Source organism: Porphyromonas canoris (assembly GCF_000769115.1).
Lineage (GTDB): Bacteria > Bacteroidota > Bacteroidia > Bacteroidales > Porphyromonadaceae > Porphyromonas_A > Porphyromonas_A canoris.
In genome coordinates, this window is sequence record NZ_JQZV01000013.1 from 114,819 (window position 1) to 133,012 (window position 18,194).

Consider the following 18,194-nt stretch of genomic DNA (forward strand, 5'->3'; position numbering starts at 1 on the left):
GTATCTCTTTGTCTTCTGTTTTTATACCCCATTTGTAGGACTTTTTGCTGTAATATTTTAATTCTCTTGCCTTTGTAGTATGTTTCATGAGCAGATTTCGCTACTTTCGCAGTAGAATCAATGGAATGTTCCTGCCTGTATGAAAAGAGTCTTTATCCTGATTTTTGTATCGCTTATCTTTTCTCCCGTATCTCTGTCCGGGCAAAGCCGGTATGCGGATTCTCTATTGAATATTATCGAAAAGGGAGGGTTGTCTGCCAAAGAAGAGGCAAGTCTTTATGCTGATATTACCGAATCTTTTTCCGGACATGATATGCACAACACCTATAAGTATGGAACAAAAGGTCTGAAGCAGGCTAAGAAGTGTGGGGATAAAGAGCTGCTGTTTCGTTTCTACAATTATATAGGGTCTACTTATACTTATCGTTGTCTGTACGATACAGCCAAAATCTATCTCGATTTACAGCTCGAAGCAGCAAAAGCCTCAGACAACTTAAAACTTATACAGAAGAGCTATCAGGCAGTAGGCAATTTTTACGCCCGTCAAGGGCTGTTCATCCCTGCAATAGAGGGCTATCTGAATGTTTTGAAGCATTTTGACGGAGATGAGAGTAGCAGAGACTACATCATAGCTCACGGCAATATAGGAGAGTGTTACCGCAGATTGGGAAACTACAAACAGGCTTTGGGGTATCTGGAAAAGGAGGGCAGGCTGGCAGAGCAGTATAACAATATATCCGGAATGAAACAGTCGTATCGGGAGTTGGGATATGTACATCTTGCTCTGGGCGATGCAGATAAGGCTCTGGAATATATGCAGAAAGTAAAGTATGGAGATACGTGTGCTGCTCCGGTATTTGAAGCAGATATGAATGAAGCACTCATCAAAGTATATCTACTCAAGAAAGAGTATGACAAAGCACTGAAATGTGCCGATGAGTGCCTTAATGCCGCAAACTGTTTGGGAGATCCTTATATCTATACATTGGCTTGGAACTCTTACGCGAATATCTTTCGGGAGCAAAAGCGTTATACAGAGTGTTATGACGCAGCACTGAACGCATGGCAGATAGACTCGCTCTCTCCCGATACTGCTCCCATAACGGCGTTTAATATAGCGTATGCCTCTGCTATGCTTGGCAGGGAAAATGAGGCAGCTTACTTCTTTCGGAAGTATGAACAGATGATGGAAGAGTGTTCCGAAAGAAACTATCAGGAGGCTCTTTCTCGCTTGGAAACTCTTTATGAAACAGAGAAGAAGCAGCAACAGATTGCGGCTTTAGAGAAAGAAAGAGAGCTTTATGTCGTACTTGGGATTTCGGGACTGCTTGTATTGTCATTGATATTGGGTGTGCTCTTCTATCGGCATCTTCTCTCCCGTCAGAAGCGCAGGTTTGCAGAGCAACAAGTGAAACAACTTAAACAGGAAAAGCAATTGGTCGCTTCTCTGGCTCTCCTTGACGGAGAGAATGCAGAGCGTTCCAGATTGTCGCAAGACCTGCATGACGGATTGGGTAGTATGATTTCTGTTATTCGCTTGCACCTCCACAGCATCAAGAGCGATGCTTCCATGACGAAGTCGGATATTGAACACTTCACCAAAGTGAAGCAGATGCTTGATGAGTTTGTGGAGGAGCTTCGCAGGGTTGCACACAATATGATGCCGGAATGTCTTGCTAGAGAGGGGATAAAGACAGCATTGGAGGATTTTTGTCGATCTGTTCCGACCGTCCGTTTTCAGTTTTTAGGAGAAAACCCTCGCTTGGACAGTCGTCTTGAAGTATTGATATACAGGTGTGCTTACGAACTGGTAAACAATGCCATAAAGCATGCAAAAGCATCTCATATAAATGTCCAACTGACGGTAGATAACCACTTGGTCTCACTCTCCGTACAGGATGACGGCGTCGGATTTGACCCTAATACCATTCGTTATGGAGCAGGATTGACCAATATGCAGAACCGAATATCTGCTTATAACGGCAGGATCAATCTGTACACATCCGCCAACAGAGGAACAGAAGTAACGATAGAAATAGAGCTTACACCATGATAAAAGTACACATTGCAGATGATCACAAAATGTTGGTGGAGGGGTTGCGTTTGGCTATAAACGAGTCTGAAGTCGCAGAAGTAAGCGGTGTCTCTTTTTCCCTGAACGAATGTAGAAAAATGCTCACGCAGGCTCTTCCGGATGTCTTACTCCTTGATATATCCATGCCGGACGGTAACGGAATAGAGTTTTGCAGTGAAATCCATGAGAGCTATCCCGGAGTGAAGATCTTGATACTTACCTCTCATGATGAATATACAATGGTTAACAGGGCAATGTCGGCAGGAGCATCCGGATATATACTAAAGAATGCGCTCTCGGAGGAAGTGATAAAAGGCATAGAGACAGTGCTTTCGGGCGAGATCTTTTTAAGTCATCAGATAGATCTTTTGGTTAAGAAATGCACCGGTGATACAGTTTGGCTTACGGCTCGTGAACAGGAACTCCTCTGTCATATCGTAAACGGACTGACCAATCAAGAGATTGCGGAGCAGATGTATCTTAGTGTAGAGACCATAAAGACCTATCGCAAGAATCTGATACAGAAGCTTGGAGCACGCAACTCAATGGATTTGGTCAGAATTGCCATACAGGATAAATGGATATAGTGTCGTAGCTCCTCCCTTAAACATAATAATGAGATCGGGCTGTGTACCCGAATACCTCTTGGCTCTCTTCGGATAACGAGATAAAGTGTCGATAATAATCTCTAAATTTGTACGAGGATGAAAGAGCAAAGACATACTTGCCGATCGAAGAGAGTCTTCTTTCCGGAGTCTCCCGATATGGGGAAGCTGTTGGAAGGGATGGAGCCTCTCCGGCATGGATATACAATTTATGACGAGCGCAATAAGCTGGTGGAATACTCTTTCTCCAATATTCTCTCCGATAAGGTCCTGGTCAAATATTTCAAGAAGACAGGCTTTGTTCGGGGACTTTTTTATGTCTTGCTTGGTAGTTCTAAGGCAAAAAGATCTTTCTTGAATACTCTGCATCTTAACAGATTGGGCATATACGCTCCCACTCCCTACGGATATATTGAAGAGTACAAGTGTGGCGCTCTTTATAGAAGCCTGTATGCCTGCGAGATGTTATCCGGATACGATACTGTTCGTGCACTGACAGCCGGAGAGGTAAAAGGTGATGAAAAGCTCTTTTCTGCTTTGGTGGCGTTTGTCTCTTCACTTCACAAGAAAGGTATTTATAATAGAGATTTATCTCCCGGTAATATTCTGTACAGGGTAGAAGAGAGTGGAGAGATATGCTTTGCTCTGGTAGATGTAAACAGGATGGCTTTTCGCCCTCTCTCTCCTAAGGAACGATGGGAGAATCTGGGCAAACTCTGCTATCCGATAGATATGAGCCGGAGGCTGGCGTCTGCCTATGCAAAAGAGATGGGAGAAGACGAAAGAGAAGTGGCTCGCTACCTTCTCCAAGCCGGTGACAGGTTCTTCGCAGGAAAGTGTTTCAAATCCATTTTCCGTGAAGAGAAGAGACGAGGAAACTTTTGGTCCGGACTTTTTCGAGTGCTAACCATTCTTTTCTCTCGAAAGATCCGGGATTTCAGGCGTGGCGGTATATGGGAAAAGCTATTTTCTATTGAGAAAAAGCTGATGAAACCATACTACTACGAGATGGATTATAGAAACAACTTAAAACAAGAGTATATACAACATGAGACCTAAAAGCGTAGCTGTACTGATCTCTACATATAACTGGCCCAGAGCATTAGAGCTGGCATTGGAAGGGCTATTCAAGCAAACCCGTTTGCCGGATGAGATTATCATCGCAGATGATGGTTCCGGAGAGGAGACCCAAAAGGTTATCAAACGAATGAAAGAACAGGTTCCAAAGGGAGTCGATCTAAAGCATGTCTGGCATGAGGATCTCGGTTTCCGGAGATCTATGATACTGAACAGAGGGATTGCGATAGCAGAGTCCGACTACATTATAGAGCTGGATGGCGATTGTATTCCTGAGAAACATTTTGTGGCGGATCACCTTAATGTTGCAAGAAAGAAAGCGTATGTCGCCGGAAGCAGAGTGAAAATGGATCCCGAAGCATCCCGAATCATCCAAGAGAAAGGGCTGCAAAATGTCAATCCCAAAAAGTTTACCAATGCTGCGAATGCTTGGCGCATTCCTTTTGCACAGAATATTCTTGCTCCCTATTACAAGCAGAATAAAATTTTTGCAGTAAGAGGATGTAATCTTGCATTTTGGAGAGAGGATCTTCTGGCAGTGAATGGCTATGACGACAGCTACGTTGGTTGGGGACATGAAGATATAGACTTAGTCAGCCGACTAAAAAACATGGGTGTGAGAAGACGCTTTCTGAAGGCCGGCGGAGTGATATATCATCTGTATCATAAGGAAGAAGACAGAAGCAGAGATTCACTGAATAAACAGAAAGCTCTGGATGTTATTGCTTCCGGAAAGATACGTACCGAAAATGGTGTGGACAAATACATTAACTCTCAAAAAGATTAAGTGAGGTATGCAGCCCCGAAGTGTCGCTATTCTGCTTTCTACTTATAACTGGCATAGAGCCTTGGAGCTGGTTTTGGAAGCTCTTTTCCGACAGACACGTCTGCCGGATGAGATTATAATTGCAGATGATGGCTCCGGCGAGGAGACCCTGCAAACTATAAATAAAATGGTAGAAAAAGCACCCAAAGAAGTGGAGATCAAGCACGTTTGGCACGAAGATCTCGGCTTCCGTAAGGCTATGATATTGAATAAAGCAATAGCAGTTATAAAGTCCGATTATATTATAGAGCTGGACGGAGACTGCATTCCTGAAAGACACTTTGTGTCAGATCATCTGAATGTTGCTCGTGAAGGAGCTTATGTAGCCGGAAGCAGGGTCAAGCTATCGCAGGAAGCCTCTACCATCATTCAGGAAAAAGGATTGAAGAAAGCACCTCCGAGAAGATATACAAGCTCCGCAAATGCTTGGCGTATTCCTTTCCTTCAAAATCTGTTTGCTCCTTATTATAAGCAGAAGAGGATTTCAGCCGTAAAAGGATGCAATCTTGCTTTTTGGCGAAAAGATATCATAGCCATAAACGGATACGATGACAGCTATATCGGTTGGGGGCATGAAGATATTGATTTGGTGTACAGACTGACCAATATCGGTATCCGCCGAAGATTTCTAAAGGTGGGAGGTGTTGTGTTTCACCTCTATCATAAAGAGGAGGATAAGAGTTTGGATATTCTGAATGGAGAGAAAGCCTCGGACGTCATCAAGAATAAAAAGATACGTGCCACTGACGGACTGGACAAGTACCTTCCCAAAGCAGATTAGAAGACGGCAAGAGGATGCAACCTTTGGAGATACAATATATAGAGTCGCTACTTCAGGAAGTTGAGAGAAATGGTGATGCCGTGGCTCTTTTCCGCTATCCGAACGAGGCTGTTTTGCATATCGTTCGGTGCAGAGAGGCGAGCATCCTCTCTTTTACCGATGTTTCACGTGTGGAAATATCGGATAGAGGAGCTTTTGTCTTTGCGTCTTATGCTCCTTCCGAAAGCAATCCTCTTTTTCTTTTACCTCCGGAGGAAGAGTTTGAAATCCTTTGTCCTTCTAACGAATCAACCTTCTCAAAACATCATTTTGATCCGAACAGATACGGGAATAGAGCCGAATATGAGAGATATTCGGAGATATTTGGAAAGTTTCACCAAGCTGTATCGGAGGGCACTTTTGATAAACTTGTCCTGACACGCAGCCATACCGGAAAGTTTGAGCAAGGTTATTCTTCGCTTTCTCTTTTCATGAGAATGTTGGAGAGCTATCCCGATGCTTTTGTCTCTCTTGTCTACCTTCCGCAGGAGGGATATTGGCTCACTGCCACGCCCGAACTCCTGCTTGCCGGGTCTCAAAAGGAATGGAAGACTGTCTCTCTTGCAGGAACAAGACCGATAGAGAGCAATGAGAGCTGGAGCCGAAAGAACCGAAACGAGCAGATGATGGTTACCGACTTTATCTCCGATACCCTCAGCCGCTTGGGCTGCAGTGTATTGCAGCAAGAGACGGAAGCGCATAAAGCAGGGCAGATAGAACATCTGAAGACAGAGATAATATTCACATCTCCCCGTAACATATCGGTCAAGACTCTCTTGTCGGAGCTTCATCCCACACCGGCTGTTTGTGGTTTTCCCCGATCGGAAGCGCGCTCTTTCATAGAGCAGACCGAGCATCACTCACGAAGATTCTACTCCGGCTTCTTGGGCTTTATTGCTCCGGAAGGGGAGGAGAGCCGCATCTACGTTAATCTTCGTTGTGTACGCTGTGTGGGAGACAGCTATACGCTCTATGCCGGAGGAGGGATCATGCCGGAGTCCGAGCTTGCATCCGAGTGGGAGGAGAGCTGTTTCAAGATGCACACGATAGGGGCACTTATATAATACCGAACTTATGTATTCAGATCAACTCAACGTTCAGATTCTTTGCTCTCTACTTAAAGCTCACGGATTGAAACGGGTGGTTCTCTGTCCCGGAAGCCGTAATGCTCCGATAATAGAGAGCATTTCCGGGGACTCTTTCTTTGAATGTTACTCCATTACAGATGAGCGCAGTGCCGGCTTTGTGGCATTGGGGTTGATTTTGGAAACGGAGCAGCCGGTTGCTGTTTGCTGCACGAGCGGATCTGCGTTGCTCAATCTGCACTCTGCCGTATCGGAAGCATTTTATCGCAACATGCCTCTTCTTGTCCTTTCTGCAGACCGTCCACAAGAATGGATAGGGCAGATGGATGGGCAGACCCTGCCGCAACCTTATCTGTTCGGGACGCTTTCTCGCAAGAGTGTTACTCTGCCGGAAGTGCACACTTCTGCGGATCATTGGTACTGCAACAGGCTTGTAAACGAGGCACTGCTTGCTTTGCAGAGAAAGGACATACAAGGTCCGGTGCATATCAATATCCCTTTGAGCGAACCTCTTTTTGCTTTCAATACTCCGGCATTGCCGGTAGAAAGAAAGATAGAGTGGCTTTCCGATGCGGACGACATAAGGGCGCTTTGGAGCAAGGCGTCCCGAAAGCTGATCATTGTGGGGCAGATGGACTCTCAGCGTGAAGCTTTCTCTCTTATATTCCCGACCTCTGCTGTTGTCTTGGCAGACCATCTCTCGAACCGACCGCAAGAAGCTCTTGAGAGTCGCTTCTACAGCTATTGCGAAGAGCTGCAACCCGATATTGTCGTTACGATAGGAGGCAGTATTTTGTCGAAGAAGCTGAAGCAGGATATGCGGAAATATCCTCCGAAGATGCACTGGCACGTCTCTCCAAGTGGTGAGGTTGCCGATGTTTTCATGTCTCTTACGCATCTGATCCCGCTTTGTCCCAAAGATTTCACCGCGATTATAGCAAACGAAACGGCACGAGAGAGCGATCTTGCTTACAGACAGTTGTGGAAGAAGAACGCCATTGACCCCGTTGCGAGTGCTCCGAAAGAGCCGGAGAGCAGAGTAGTGGCAGAGGTCTTGAAGCAGATACCGCCCCGAAGCGTTCTCCATCTGGGCAATAGTTTGAGTGTCCGCCTTGCTCAGCACTATCCTCTTCCCGCAGATGTCCGGGTGCACTGCAACCGTGGGGTGAGCGGTATCGACGGTTCTCTCTCCGCCGCAGTAGGTGCCGCGATGGCATCGGATACGCTTCATTTCGTCCTGCTGGGCGATCTCAGTTTCTTCTATGACGCCAATGCGTTGTGGAACTCTCACGTACCATCCAATCTTCGGATCATCATCTTGAACAATGGAGAAGGCAGAATCTTCGAGACCATTCCGGGACTTCGAGACTGCTCATCGCTACGTCCGTTCGTTACCGGACAGCACCAATGCTCGGCTCAAGGATGGGTAGAAGGTTTGGGGCTGACCTACATCGCCGTCAAAACCGAGGACCGGCTCGCTCTCGCCATATCAACCCTCGCCTCCGACCGATGCGATAAAGCCGTGGTAGTGGAGGTCTTTACGCCGCTCTCGGTCTGATCATCTCTCTTCTCACATCCCTACTCCTGTATCCGTATCGCTTTCCGTTTCTTTTCTTGATTTTTGGGAACGGACAGATTGATAATTATCGTTTCTCAGATTAGTAATTACCATTTCTCGGATTAGTAATTACCATTTCTCGGATTAGTAATTACCATTTCTTGGATTAGTAATTACCGTTTCTCGGATTAGTAATTACCGTTTCTCGGATTAGTAATTACTGTTTCGTGGATTAGTAATTACTGTTTCGTGGATTAGTAATTACCGTTTCTCGGATTAGTAATTACTGTTTCTCGGATTAGTAATTACCATTTCGTGGATTAGTAATTACCGTTTCATGGATTAGTAATTACCGTTTCATGGATTAGTAATTACCGTTTCGTGGATTAGTAATTACCATTTCGTGGATTAGTAATTACTGTTTCGTGGATTAGTAATTACTGTTTTTAGGATTGGTGATTATCATTTTCTGGAAAGTAGCAAATCCTTTTCCATAAACCTTTAGAGCTTTCTCCAAAAAGATTAGGAACTTTTCTCTGAAACCTTTGGAGCTTTTTGCATGTCCCTGTATAGGCTCTTGACTTTAGGAGAGAAAATAACAATCGCCTGCCAAGAAGAAAGCTCTCGGCAGGCGATTATGTGTGTTGAAAAATCTGCGATTTCGGAACAATTCTCTGCTTCGACAAGGCAAAGGCAGCTCCTTATCGACTCTTTACTTCTTGTGGAATACTCTGTAATCTTCTATCGGTGCGGATTTCGGAGTGTTATATGGCTTGTAAGCCACGCGGTTGTCGTTCCAGAGTGTCGGCCAGCCGCCTTGTACTTTGGCTTGTATCTCGTATTTGATCGAGTGCAGCCCTGCTCCGAGCGCAAGAGCAACATCCTGACGAGAGTAGCGAGGTACTTCTTTGCTGTTGTCTATGACGAGTTCGCCATTGATCCATACTCTGTTCACGTCTGACTGGAAGACGTAAACGCCCGGCTCCGGTATGAGGAAGTATCCTTCTATGATGGTTCCGAAGATGTTGAAGTCGAACGTACCGGGAACAAGATAGCTCTTGTTGGCATCTTTCAATGCGGTGAGGATGCCGCTCTCCATGTTGGCTGACTGATGGGAAGCCAAATCTTCTACTTTTCTGACATCCTCTTTGTGGGTGATAAACTTGAGCCCCTGAGCATAAACCCCGCTTGAAGCAAGAGCCACACTGTCTATCGCTTCCACAGGAGCGGTATAGTTGTCCAACTTGGTAAGGGTCAGTGTGCGGACTTTGCTTAATACTCCCGAAGGCAGTACGCTGGCGATCTTGAGCGTTGTAGTCTCATTGAATGTGAGAGGAGCCGTATATTCCGTACTCTTTTCATTAGGCTCCGATCCGTCGGTGGTGTACACCATCTTCACAGGGCGGGTTGTCTTGAACGGAATGGTAAGGCTGTCGATGAACTGGATGCGGTCGAGAGAACCGTTTTCCTGCTCCGGAAGCGGAATATGATAGTTGACATCGTGCATGTCGAGACGCACATAAGTGTTGTTCACACGGCGAGAGAAGTCGTGGAAATCTTTTCTGTCTACAGGTGTCCATCCTATCTCGGCAAGAGCAAACATACGTGGATAGGCGTAGTATTGACGGATGCTTTCGTCATATAGATACTCTCCCCAAAGATTGGCTTGTGGTCCGAGTATGAGATGCTGCTTTTCCGCCGGAATCTTATCCGATGCGGGGTTGTAAGAATAGACCCTTTCAAGTGTAGAGTAACCTCCGATGGCGACCGGCTCTACATTATGATCGCCCTGGTAAGCATCAATATAAAGACCGGTAGTCCATGGCGACATGATCACTTCATGATTAAGCTCTGTCGCCGCAATACCTCCCTCTTCTCCTCTCCATGACATAACGATGGCAGATGGTGCCAATCCGCCTTCGAGAATCTCATCCCAACCTATGAGGGCTTTGTTGTTCTCGGCAAGAAAGCGTCCTATTCTGGTGATGAAGTAGCTTTGAAGCTCATGCTCGTCTTTCAGATTCTCCGCTTTGATTCTCGCTTGGCACAGCGGACACTCTTTCCATCTTGTCTTGGGGCATTCGTCGCCTCCGATGTGGAAATATTTTGAGGGGAATAGCGGTATCACTTCGGAGATGACATCCTCCAAGAACTTGAAAACTTCTTCTTTCCCGGCACAGAATACGTCTTCTTCCACCCCCCAGATATTGCGCACCTTAAAGTCGCGTGGGAAGCAAGCCAACTCCGGATACGCAACAAGTGCAGCCATGGCGTGCCCCGGAAGCTCTATCTCCGGAATGATCTCTACATAGCGTTCGGCAGCATAAGCAACAATATCTTTGATCTCTTCTTGAGTGTAGTAGAAAGGACCATATTCAAATCCTTCTCCTTCTGTTCTCACAGAACCTACCTCCACAAGACGAGGATACTTTTTGATTTCGATACGCCAAGCCTGATCTTCTGTCAAGTGCCAGTGTAGTTTATTGACCTTAAGCATGGAGAGAATGTCTATGTGCTTCTTCATGTCTTCCACAGTGATGAAGTGGCGACAAGCATCCAAAAGAAGTCCGCGATAGTGGTATCTCGGATAGTCCTTGATGGATACGGCAGGGATGGTCCAAGCCACATCTTCCACTCTTTTGCTGCTTTCTACTTCTGCCGGAAGGAGTTGCAAAAGAGTTTGAAGTCCATAGAATGCACCTTGAGGAGTGGCACCCACGATGTCGATACCTGCTTCGGATGAGTTGAAAGTGTACGCTTCGTGGTTCTCCGAAATAGAAGGATCCACAGAGATACGAATGTAGTTGCTGCTAACCGGAGCCGAAACCAATCCGAGCTTGTAACCGGTGGATGCCATAAGCTTATCGGCAAAAAGCTTGGCTATTCCGGTAAGTGTGTCTCCCTCTGCCACAAAGACAGTATTGCGGGTGATCGTGAATGCTCCTGCGGTTGTCTCGGTAAGCTCTACCGGCTGAGGAATGATGTTGATGCCTTCATTATAAGGCTTTACCACATACTCTTTCGGAGTGCATGCGGTAATAAAAAGCGTTGCCAACAGCGCGGCAGCTAAAGCATGAAAGTATTTTCTCATATCTAAAAGTGTGTAGAAAGTTTTCGGACAATAAAGAAGAGTTTAGAAAAAACGGATCAAACTAAGACTCTTAGCCTGATAAATGGTTTTTTCTAAACTCTTATGTAACTGTTCTTAAATGTATCTTATCTCTCTTACCAAGCGAAGATCGGGTAAGATTCCATCATTTCGTTGACCTCTCCACGAACAGCGGCAATCACTTGTTCGTCTGTCGGAGATGTAAGTACACGGTCGATAAGTCCGGCAATGCGTTTGATCTCTTCTTCCTTCACACCACGAGTGGTAAGTGCAGGCGTTCCGAGACGGATTCCGGAAGTTTGGAATGCCGAACGTGTATCGAATGGTACCATATTTTTATTCACTGTGATGTCTGCCAGAACAAGAGCATTTTCGGCTACTTTACCGGTCAGTTCAGGGAACTTAGGACGAAGATCCACCAACATACTGTGGTTGGATGTTCCGCCGGATACGATCTTGTATCCCATCTCTACCAATGTGTCGGCAAGGACAGAAGCGTTCTTCTTTACTTGTTCCTGATATGTGCGGAACTCCGGCTGCAATGCTTCACCGAAAGCAACAGCCTTAGCAGCAATAACATGCTCCAACGGACCGCCTTGTACTCCAGGGAAAACCGCAGAGTCGAGAAGTTGAGACATACGCTTGATCTCACCTTTAGGAGTGGTAAGTCCCCATGGATTTTCAAAGTCTTTGCCAAGAAGGATGATACCACCGCGAGGACCGCGCAAAGTCTTATGGGTTGTGGAAGTAACAATGTGTGCATACTTTACCGGGTTATCCAAAAGACCGGCTGCGATAAGCCCTGCAGGGTGAGCCATATCTACCATAAGAAGAGCACCTACACTGTCGGCGATGGCACGCATACGAGCATAATCCCATTCGCGAGAATAAGCAGAACCTCCGGCAACAATCAACTTTGGTTTGTGTTCTTTAGCCAAACGTTCCATCTCTTCGTAATCTACGGTTTCATCGCTCTGACGCAAGCTGTAAGCTACAGGGTTGTAAAGAAGACCTGAGCTGTTTACAGCCGCTCCGTGAGAAAGGTGTCCCCCATGAGCGAGATTGAGTCCAAGGAAAGTGTCGCCCGGTTTGAGCACTGCGAGGAATACTGCCATATTGGCTTGTGCTCCCGAGTGAGGCTGAACGTTAGCCCATTCCGCGCCATAAAGTTGCTTAAGACGGTCTATTGCCATCTGTTCTGCTTTGTCCACTACTTGGCATCCACCGTAATATCTCTTGCCGGGATAGCCTTCTGCATATTTGTTTGTGAAGCAGCTTCCCATAGCTTTCATTACATTCTCGGACACGAAGTTTTCGGAAGCGATAAGCTCCAAGCCGTGTCTCTGTCTTCTGTCTTCCTCTTGAATGAGATCGAAGATTGGATCGTGTTGATTCATAAAGTCAAATAATGATTATAGTGTGGTTCTAATGTTTGATGTCTATTCCTTTTATGTTATCGGATATTCCGGACGGAAAGATCAGAATGGAAGATCGTCCGTAGGATCGTTCACTATTCCCTGTTGAGGTGTGGCGGGACCGAAATTAACCTGTGTCTGAGTTTGAGGAGCCGGTGCCGGCTGGGGTTGTACACCCATCTGGCTGATGGCTTGAGCCTGTTCGCCGCGAATAACGTTTCTGCATTGTACATCGGTGTACCAGCGTCCGTTAAACTCGCGACTATTCACTTCAAACTCTATGGTGATGATCTCCCCAAGCTTTATGTTCGCCATATTGATACGATCTTCGCCGAAGATGTTAAAGGCTACCGTTCTTGGATAGATATCGTTCGTCTCCATTACGTAGTCTTGCTTCTTCCATGTTGTGCCGGGATTACGTTTGCTCTCTCCCGATATCGGTTCCAATACGTGGGTGATCTTTCCTGTCAAGTAATTGTTCATCTTTATCTCTGTTTTTGTGTTTAGTTCTTTGTAAATGGAATAGCTTCCTACTTATCGCAAAGCAGGAAATCCGATGATCTCTCTTACCTTATCCACTGTGAGGCGAGCACTTTCTCTTGCTTGCTCTGCCCCTTCACGAGCTACACGCTCAAGGTAATCCGTATCCGCAGCTATCTCTAAGATTTTTTCTCTGATAGGAGCAGTGAAAAGGACGATGTCTTCCGCCAACTGCTTCTTCAGGTCTCCATAGCGAACGGAGCAGTCGTTGTACTTATCATTGAAGTAGTTGTAAGTATCGGGAGAAGAGACAATCTCCAAGAGCGTAAACAGATTCTGAATGGCTTCGGGCTTTTCGCTGTTTGGCTCGGTGGGTCCGGAGTCTGTAACAGCCTTCATCACTTTTTGCCTTATGGCCTTTTCGTCATCCATCAGGTATATCGCATTGCCTTCGCTTTTGCCCATCTTTCCGCTGCCATCCAGTCCGGGAACTTTCACTGCCTTGCTACTGAGAGAAAAAGATGCAGGTTCCGGGAAGAAGTCCACGCCATAGATCGTATTGAAACGACGAGCAAACTTCCTTGCCATCTCCATATTCTGCTCCTGATCTTTTCCTACCGGTACTTTGACGGCACGGTGCATAAGAATATCCGCAGCCATAAGTGTAGGATAGGTGAGTAGCCCTGCATTGACGTTGTTAGGCTGTTTGCGGGCTTTCTCCTTAAAGGATGTGGTACGTTCCAACTCTCCCAGATAGGCGTTCATATTGAGATAAAGATAGAGTTCCAACACCTCTTTCACATCGCTCTGAGCATATATTACTGCCTTGGATGGATCTATTCCGCAAGCCAGATACTCTGCCAATATGGTGCGAGTATTCTTAAGGATGTTGTCCGGATGTGGATGTGTGGTAAGGGAGTGCCAGTCTGCTATGAAGAAGTAGCACTTGCACTCTTCCTGCATAGTAAGAAAGCTTTTGATGGCACCGAAGTAGTTTCCCAAGTGTAGATTACCTGTGGGACGAATGCCACTTACCACGATATCTTTTTTCTCTGATGTCATATCTGTGAAATTATACTGCTATATATACGTTTAGCTCACAAATATAGTCTTTTTCTGTGAGCTAAACAATGCTAAAATCGGATGCTCTCCGATGGTTATACGATGTAAAAGATTGGGATTGGAGATACAAACGACTTCTATTCCTCTTCCATGTCCTGTCCCGGACGGAAGACAAAGCGTCCGCGAATCCGTTTAATAAGATCTATGTTGCCTACCTCCCCTTCATGATTTATATAGCAGTCCTTCAGTGTCAGGATAGAGCGCAGACCGAATAATGTACCTCTGTTCTGCTCTATGCGACAGCGGTCGAATACGATACCTTTATTTCCCTCACGCAGCTCTATTAAATCGAACTCTTCATTATGGTGCATATGGCAATCTTGAAAGAGAAAATTCTTGTTTCCGGGCAGTAGACAGATAATGCCGTATGTACAATGACAGATGACGGAAGAGATACATCTGAAGTTTCTGCTGTTCTCTGCCAATACACCTATTGTCCCACAGCCGAAAAGCTCACAGTTTTTCACCTCTATGTTGTCGCAGCTGATAAGGTTGAGAACACCTCCTTCGCAATATCCTTCTTCGGTATGTCCTATTTCAAGATTTACCAACTTGATATTGGCACAGTCCTTAAAGTTCAGCACGTTGGCATATCTGGGCGATACCAAAATGCGGGAACGGCTCTCCCCCTCTCCCTCTATCGTGATGTTTTCAAGCCCGTTCAAGATGAGTTCTATACCGTCAAAAACTTCAGAACGAAATATTCCGGGGGAAGAATCAAGGGTAAGATACTCTCCTGCACGAAGAGGAGACATCGCAAAAATGCGTCCATCTCCTTCTTTTTCCAAAATATCGCTGAGCATTATGTCCGTATTCTTTGCGATATAGATATGGCTGTTGCTGTGAAGAGCTTTGATGAAGCTTTCTTCATCCGCGACGCGATACACTTTTACATCCGATTGGGCTTGCGCGTGAAAGGAGACCAAACTAAGGATAAAAGAGAACGTTACGGCTCCGAATAGGGATAGTATTTTCATAAAGTTGGTGTTTAAGATGATTATTCGCTGCAAAATTAAGAAAAATATCATCTTTCCATGCCGATGCTGAGCCTTTTCACTGCAGGAGGAAAGAGCATTTTCCATAAGTTGAACGATATTCGTATCTTAGCCAAGTATTAAATAACATCATCATAGAAGGTAACATGAAGAAAAGCAAACTATATACAAAGACCGGAGACAAGGGAAAAACATCTCTCGTAGGAGGACAACGCGTCTCCAAATGCTGTTCAAGACTTGAAAGCTATGGCACGATAGATGAACTTAATGCCCATATCGGTGTCCTTATGAGTCAGATTTCGGATGCGCAGGATCTGGATACCTTGAAAGGGATACAGATAATGCTCTTTAACGTCGGGGCTTACCTTGCCACCGATCCTACCGATACATCGTTCCGGCTGCCCAGCTATGTTACACCCGAAGTGATCAAGCAGATAGAGAAAGAGATAGATAGGCTCGACTCGCACTGCCCGCCACTTGAACGCTTTATCCTGCCATCGGGCGGACTCGCAACCTCGCAAGCTCACGTCTGTCGCACGGTTTCCAGAAGGGCTGAACGTAGAATCCTTACGGTAGTAGAGGAGGGAAGCGAAGTGGAGGATGCGGTGTTGAAGTATGTTAATAGGCTTTCCGACTACTTCTTTGCGCTGTCTCGGAAGCTGATCCATGCCGATGGCAATGGCGTAGAAATCTACTGGGAGTCTCCCTCTAAGACATACGATTGAGGCAGTATCAGAGACTTTTCCGCAGAGACGAAACAGCTATCTCTTTCTCAGATAGCTCTTACATGAGAGGCTCTCTGTTTGTATTATAAACAAAATAGTACTATATTTGCGCTACGGGATGCGTTCTCACCGAATGGTGAGTTGCTTTCCGTGCCGAATCTCCCGGACTACCGACAGGTTTTCCGGGATTTTCCTTTTTGCTCTTTGCTGTCAAGATGAAAGAGAGTTGCCTGCAAGACGAGTCCTCTTTCCTATCACCCCTCTTTCCCAACAATGTTAGTTGGCTTACTTCACGCCTTCAATGCCTTTTCCCCATTAGTCTAAGCAGAGGTAGAGACCGCTTTCAGATACTTCACAAATGGGGTCTCTAAGAGCGTGAAGGGGAAGAGTTGCCGACCTGCTCTCTTTCTCTATTTCCCCATTACCTTTTTTGCATTCCGAAATCCTGTTTCAGGTCTATTTTGGAAGACTGATTTTTATATATTCCATACCGCAAAATGCCCACTTTTTTCTTGCTCTCTATTTTGATCGGAGGGGTTGTTTTCAGAGCATGACCGAACTGTTAAATTGATCTCATTTTATTAACACAAATTCCGATACCTGTTAAGCACAAACGGTAAACGAGCATATTTTGTCGGCTTAACGTGTTTAATTTTTCAACGAACACGTTTAGTGATTTCATTAAACACGTTTACCGGATTCGATTAACGTGTTTAGAATTTTAAGTTACTTGGTTGGTTATTAGTGTTTTAGCTGTTTTCTCCCCTTTTTTGCTGTTTTTGTTCACAAAATTGTATTAAGATTTATTTACAAGTGTAGGTGTTAAAATTTACTCCTATTAACGCGAAAAAGCCCCGTCAAACGGACGAAGAAAAATTTTTTCTCAAATTCAGGCTGGTTTTTATTGGGTTGATTGATACGAGGTTATAGGAGTATTGTCTCTTTCTTTCCGGATTGAGTCGGGAAAGAAGCTCTTCTTCTCGTCCGCATGAGGAACTCTGTTTTTATATAAAAGTACGCACAAAAAAAGCTCGGTAAAGTGATCTTTACCGAGCTTTTCTCTATCGGGAAACGGGCTTCCCTAATGAATATCTTTTTACTTGATGCCCAACTTCGCCTTTACAAGTGGAGTGGCGTCGATGGCAGTAGAGCCGGTGTAGAGTGTTACTCCTGCTTCAAGAATGTATGCAAAGCCATTTTCGTTGCCCACTTTCTTTATAGCGTCCAACACTTTCGCTTGGATCGGAGCCATAAGTTCTTGTTGCTTCTTTTGGATATCCTGAATAGCAGCCTGAGTAAGGTCATCTATTCTCTTTTGGATATCTTCTATCTCTTGTTGTTGACGAAGCTTGATAGATTCCGGAAGAGTCTTCTCTTTAGAGATATAGTCTTCGTACTTCTTCTTTAGCTCTTCACGCTTGATGAGGAGCGCATCTTCAAACTCCTTTTGTAGCTTCTCTACTTCAGCTTGTGCCTTTTTGGTGTCAGGCATTGCCATCATAATCTCCTGAGAGTTGATTGTTGCAATTTTTTGAGGAGCCTGAGCAACAAGTAGAGCAGGCATCATAAGTAGCACAAATGCTAATAAATAACGTTTCATTTCTTCTTTCTTATCTGTAATGTAATTTGTTTTCTTGAGTGAATCTCTATTTATCTTTCATGGTAGGGTATTGCGAACAAAGATAGGAAGAAAAATGTAAATGGCAAGCCGATAACTTCCACACACAGAACGCAAAACCTCTTTTCAGATTAGCGAGAGACGGAGATTCCGAGCACTTTTAGTACATCGTTGCTGATGTCTATCTCCGGAGTGGCAAAGATGACGCCTTGTGTGGTGGCTCTGTCGAGCACCAAAACGTAGCCTCTTCGCAGCGAGATATGTTTCACAGCCTCATAGATGCCGTCTTGGATGGGCTTCACCTCTTTTTCTTGAAGGGTCGCCATCTCCCCCTTAGGGCCGAAATATTTTTGTTGGAGCTCTTGTACTTTCTCCTCCAAAGCTACGATGGCTTCTTCTCTGGAAGTGCGTAGCTGTTCGGACAGCTTAGGTCTCTCTTTGAGGTATTCCTTGTACATGGCTGCCGCTTTCTCCTGTATGCCGGAGATTTCTTTCTGAAACTTTTCTGCCTGCTTCTGCAAGTTTTCTGTGGCTGCCTTGTATTGGGGCATCTTGGAAAGGATGTACTCTGAGTCTATCAAGGCGTACTTTTCTTGTGCGTTCACTGCGCAGATGCTGAGCAAAGCTACTACGAGTGCCAATAATCTTGTTTTCATAATATTCAAATTTTTATCTGGTTTTAGAC

15 protein-coding genes are annotated in these 18,194 nt (G+C 45.3%); 8 read left to right on the plus strand and 7 right to left on the minus strand.

Annotated elements, in window-relative coordinates; all coding sequences use genetic code 11:
* The first annotated feature begins 139 nt into the window (after positions 1 to 139).
* The 7 genes from HQ43_RS05715 (at position 140) to menD (ending at position 8,045) form a co-directional block, all read left to right on the plus strand.
* Positions 140 to 2,053, plus strand: coding sequence for a tetratricopeptide repeat-containing sensor histidine kinase (locus tag HQ43_RS05715; RefSeq protein ID WP_036790958.1), 1,914 nt, complete (start codon positions 140 to 142; stop codon positions 2,051 to 2,053).
* Positions 2,050 to 2,661, plus strand: a complete 612-nt coding sequence (locus HQ43_RS05720) for a response regulator transcription factor (RefSeq protein WP_036790960.1) — start codon at positions 2,050 to 2,052, stop codon at positions 2,659 to 2,661. Before HQ43_RS05715 ends, HQ43_RS05720 begins: the two co-directional genes overlap by 4 nt.
* Positions 2,662 to 2,778: 117 nt before the next feature.
* Positions 2,779 to 3,738: a lipopolysaccharide kinase InaA family protein gene (locus HQ43_RS09515; RefSeq protein WP_052103105.1), complete on the plus strand. Its 960-nt coding sequence runs from the start codon at positions 2,779 to 2,781 to the stop codon at positions 3,736 to 3,738.
* Complete coding sequence (locus HQ43_RS05730; protein WP_036790963.1) at positions 3,728 to 4,543, plus strand: glycosyltransferase family 2 protein; 816 nt, start codon at positions 3,728 to 3,730, stop codon at positions 4,541 to 4,543. The genes HQ43_RS09515 and HQ43_RS05730 overlap by 11 nt, the downstream gene beginning before the upstream one ends.
* A 7-nt stretch (positions 4,544 to 4,550) precedes the next feature.
* Positions 4,551 to 5,363, plus strand: coding sequence for a glycosyltransferase family 2 protein (locus tag HQ43_RS05735; protein ID WP_036790966.1), 813 nt, complete (start codon positions 4,551 to 4,553; stop codon positions 5,361 to 5,363).
* A 23-nt stretch (positions 5,364 to 5,386) separates the two neighbouring features.
* Positions 5,387 to 6,466, plus strand: a complete 1,080-nt coding sequence (locus HQ43_RS05740) for a chorismate-binding protein (protein WP_161785889.1) — start codon at positions 5,387 to 5,389, stop codon at positions 6,464 to 6,466.
* Between the two features lie 10 nt (positions 6,467 to 6,476).
* The gene (gene menD, locus HQ43_RS05745; protein ID WP_052103106.1) at positions 6,477 to 8,045 is read left to right on the plus strand and encodes a 2-succinyl-5-enolpyruvyl-6-hydroxy-3-cyclohexene-1-carboxylic-acid synthase; all 1,569 of its coding nucleotides are present in this window, start codon (positions 6,477 to 6,479) and stop codon (positions 8,043 to 8,045) included.
* A gap of 712 nt (positions 8,046 to 8,757) precedes the next feature.
* On the opposite strand, the gene HQ43_RS05750 is transcribed toward menD, so the two are convergent.
* From HQ43_RS05750 to HQ43_RS09520, 5 genes are all read right to left on the minus strand, one after another.
* Positions 8,758 to 11,136 carry a family 20 glycosylhydrolase gene (locus HQ43_RS05750; protein ID WP_036790973.1) on the minus strand — a complete coding sequence of 793 codons (2,379 nt, stop codon included), beginning with the start codon at positions 11,134 to 11,136 and terminating at the stop codon, positions 8,758 to 8,760.
* Positions 11,137 to 11,270: 134 nt separating this feature from the next.
* A complete protein-coding gene (gene glyA, locus HQ43_RS05755) occupies positions 11,271 to 12,551 on the minus strand; it encodes a serine hydroxymethyltransferase (protein WP_036790976.1) in 1,281 nt (426 codons plus the stop codon).
* A gap of 81 nt (positions 12,552 to 12,632) precedes the next feature.
* Positions 12,633 to 13,052 carry a DUF3127 domain-containing protein gene (locus tag HQ43_RS05760; protein WP_036790979.1) on the minus strand — a complete coding sequence of 140 codons (420 nt, stop codon included), beginning with the start codon at positions 13,050 to 13,052 and terminating at the stop codon, positions 12,633 to 12,635.
* 51 nt (positions 13,053 to 13,103) lie between these two features.
* On the minus strand, positions 13,104 to 14,111 hold the full coding sequence (gene trpS / locus HQ43_RS05765; protein ID WP_036790982.1) for a tryptophan--tRNA ligase: 1,008 nt from the start codon (positions 14,109 to 14,111) through the stop codon (positions 13,104 to 13,106).
* 137 nt (positions 14,112 to 14,248) lie between these two features.
* Positions 14,249 to 15,148, minus strand: a complete 900-nt coding sequence (locus HQ43_RS09520) for a right-handed parallel beta-helix repeat-containing protein (protein WP_161785890.1) — start codon at positions 15,146 to 15,148, stop codon at positions 14,249 to 14,251.
* Between the two features lie 164 nt (positions 15,149 to 15,312).
* Between HQ43_RS09520 and HQ43_RS05775 the strand changes: the two genes are divergently transcribed.
* Positions 15,313 to 15,891 carry a cob(I)yrinic acid a,c-diamide adenosyltransferase gene (locus HQ43_RS05775; protein ID WP_036790983.1) on the plus strand — a complete coding sequence of 193 codons (579 nt, stop codon included), beginning with the start codon at positions 15,313 to 15,315 and terminating at the stop codon, positions 15,889 to 15,891.
* Between the two features lie 1,096 nt (positions 15,892 to 16,987).
* Here HQ43_RS05775 and HQ43_RS05780 read toward each other — a convergent pair.
* Together HQ43_RS05780 and HQ43_RS05785 are read right to left on the minus strand one after the other, a co-directional pair.
* Entirely contained in the window at positions 16,988 to 17,491 is a 504-nt protein-coding gene (locus HQ43_RS05780) for an OmpH family outer membrane protein (protein ID WP_036790986.1), read from the minus strand.
* A 149-nt stretch (positions 17,492 to 17,640) separates the two neighbouring features.
* Positions 17,641 to 18,165, minus strand: a complete 525-nt coding sequence (locus tag HQ43_RS05785; RefSeq protein WP_036790989.1) for an OmpH family outer membrane protein — start codon at positions 18,163 to 18,165, stop codon at positions 17,641 to 17,643.
* Between the last annotated feature and the right edge of the window lie 29 nt (positions 18,166 to 18,194).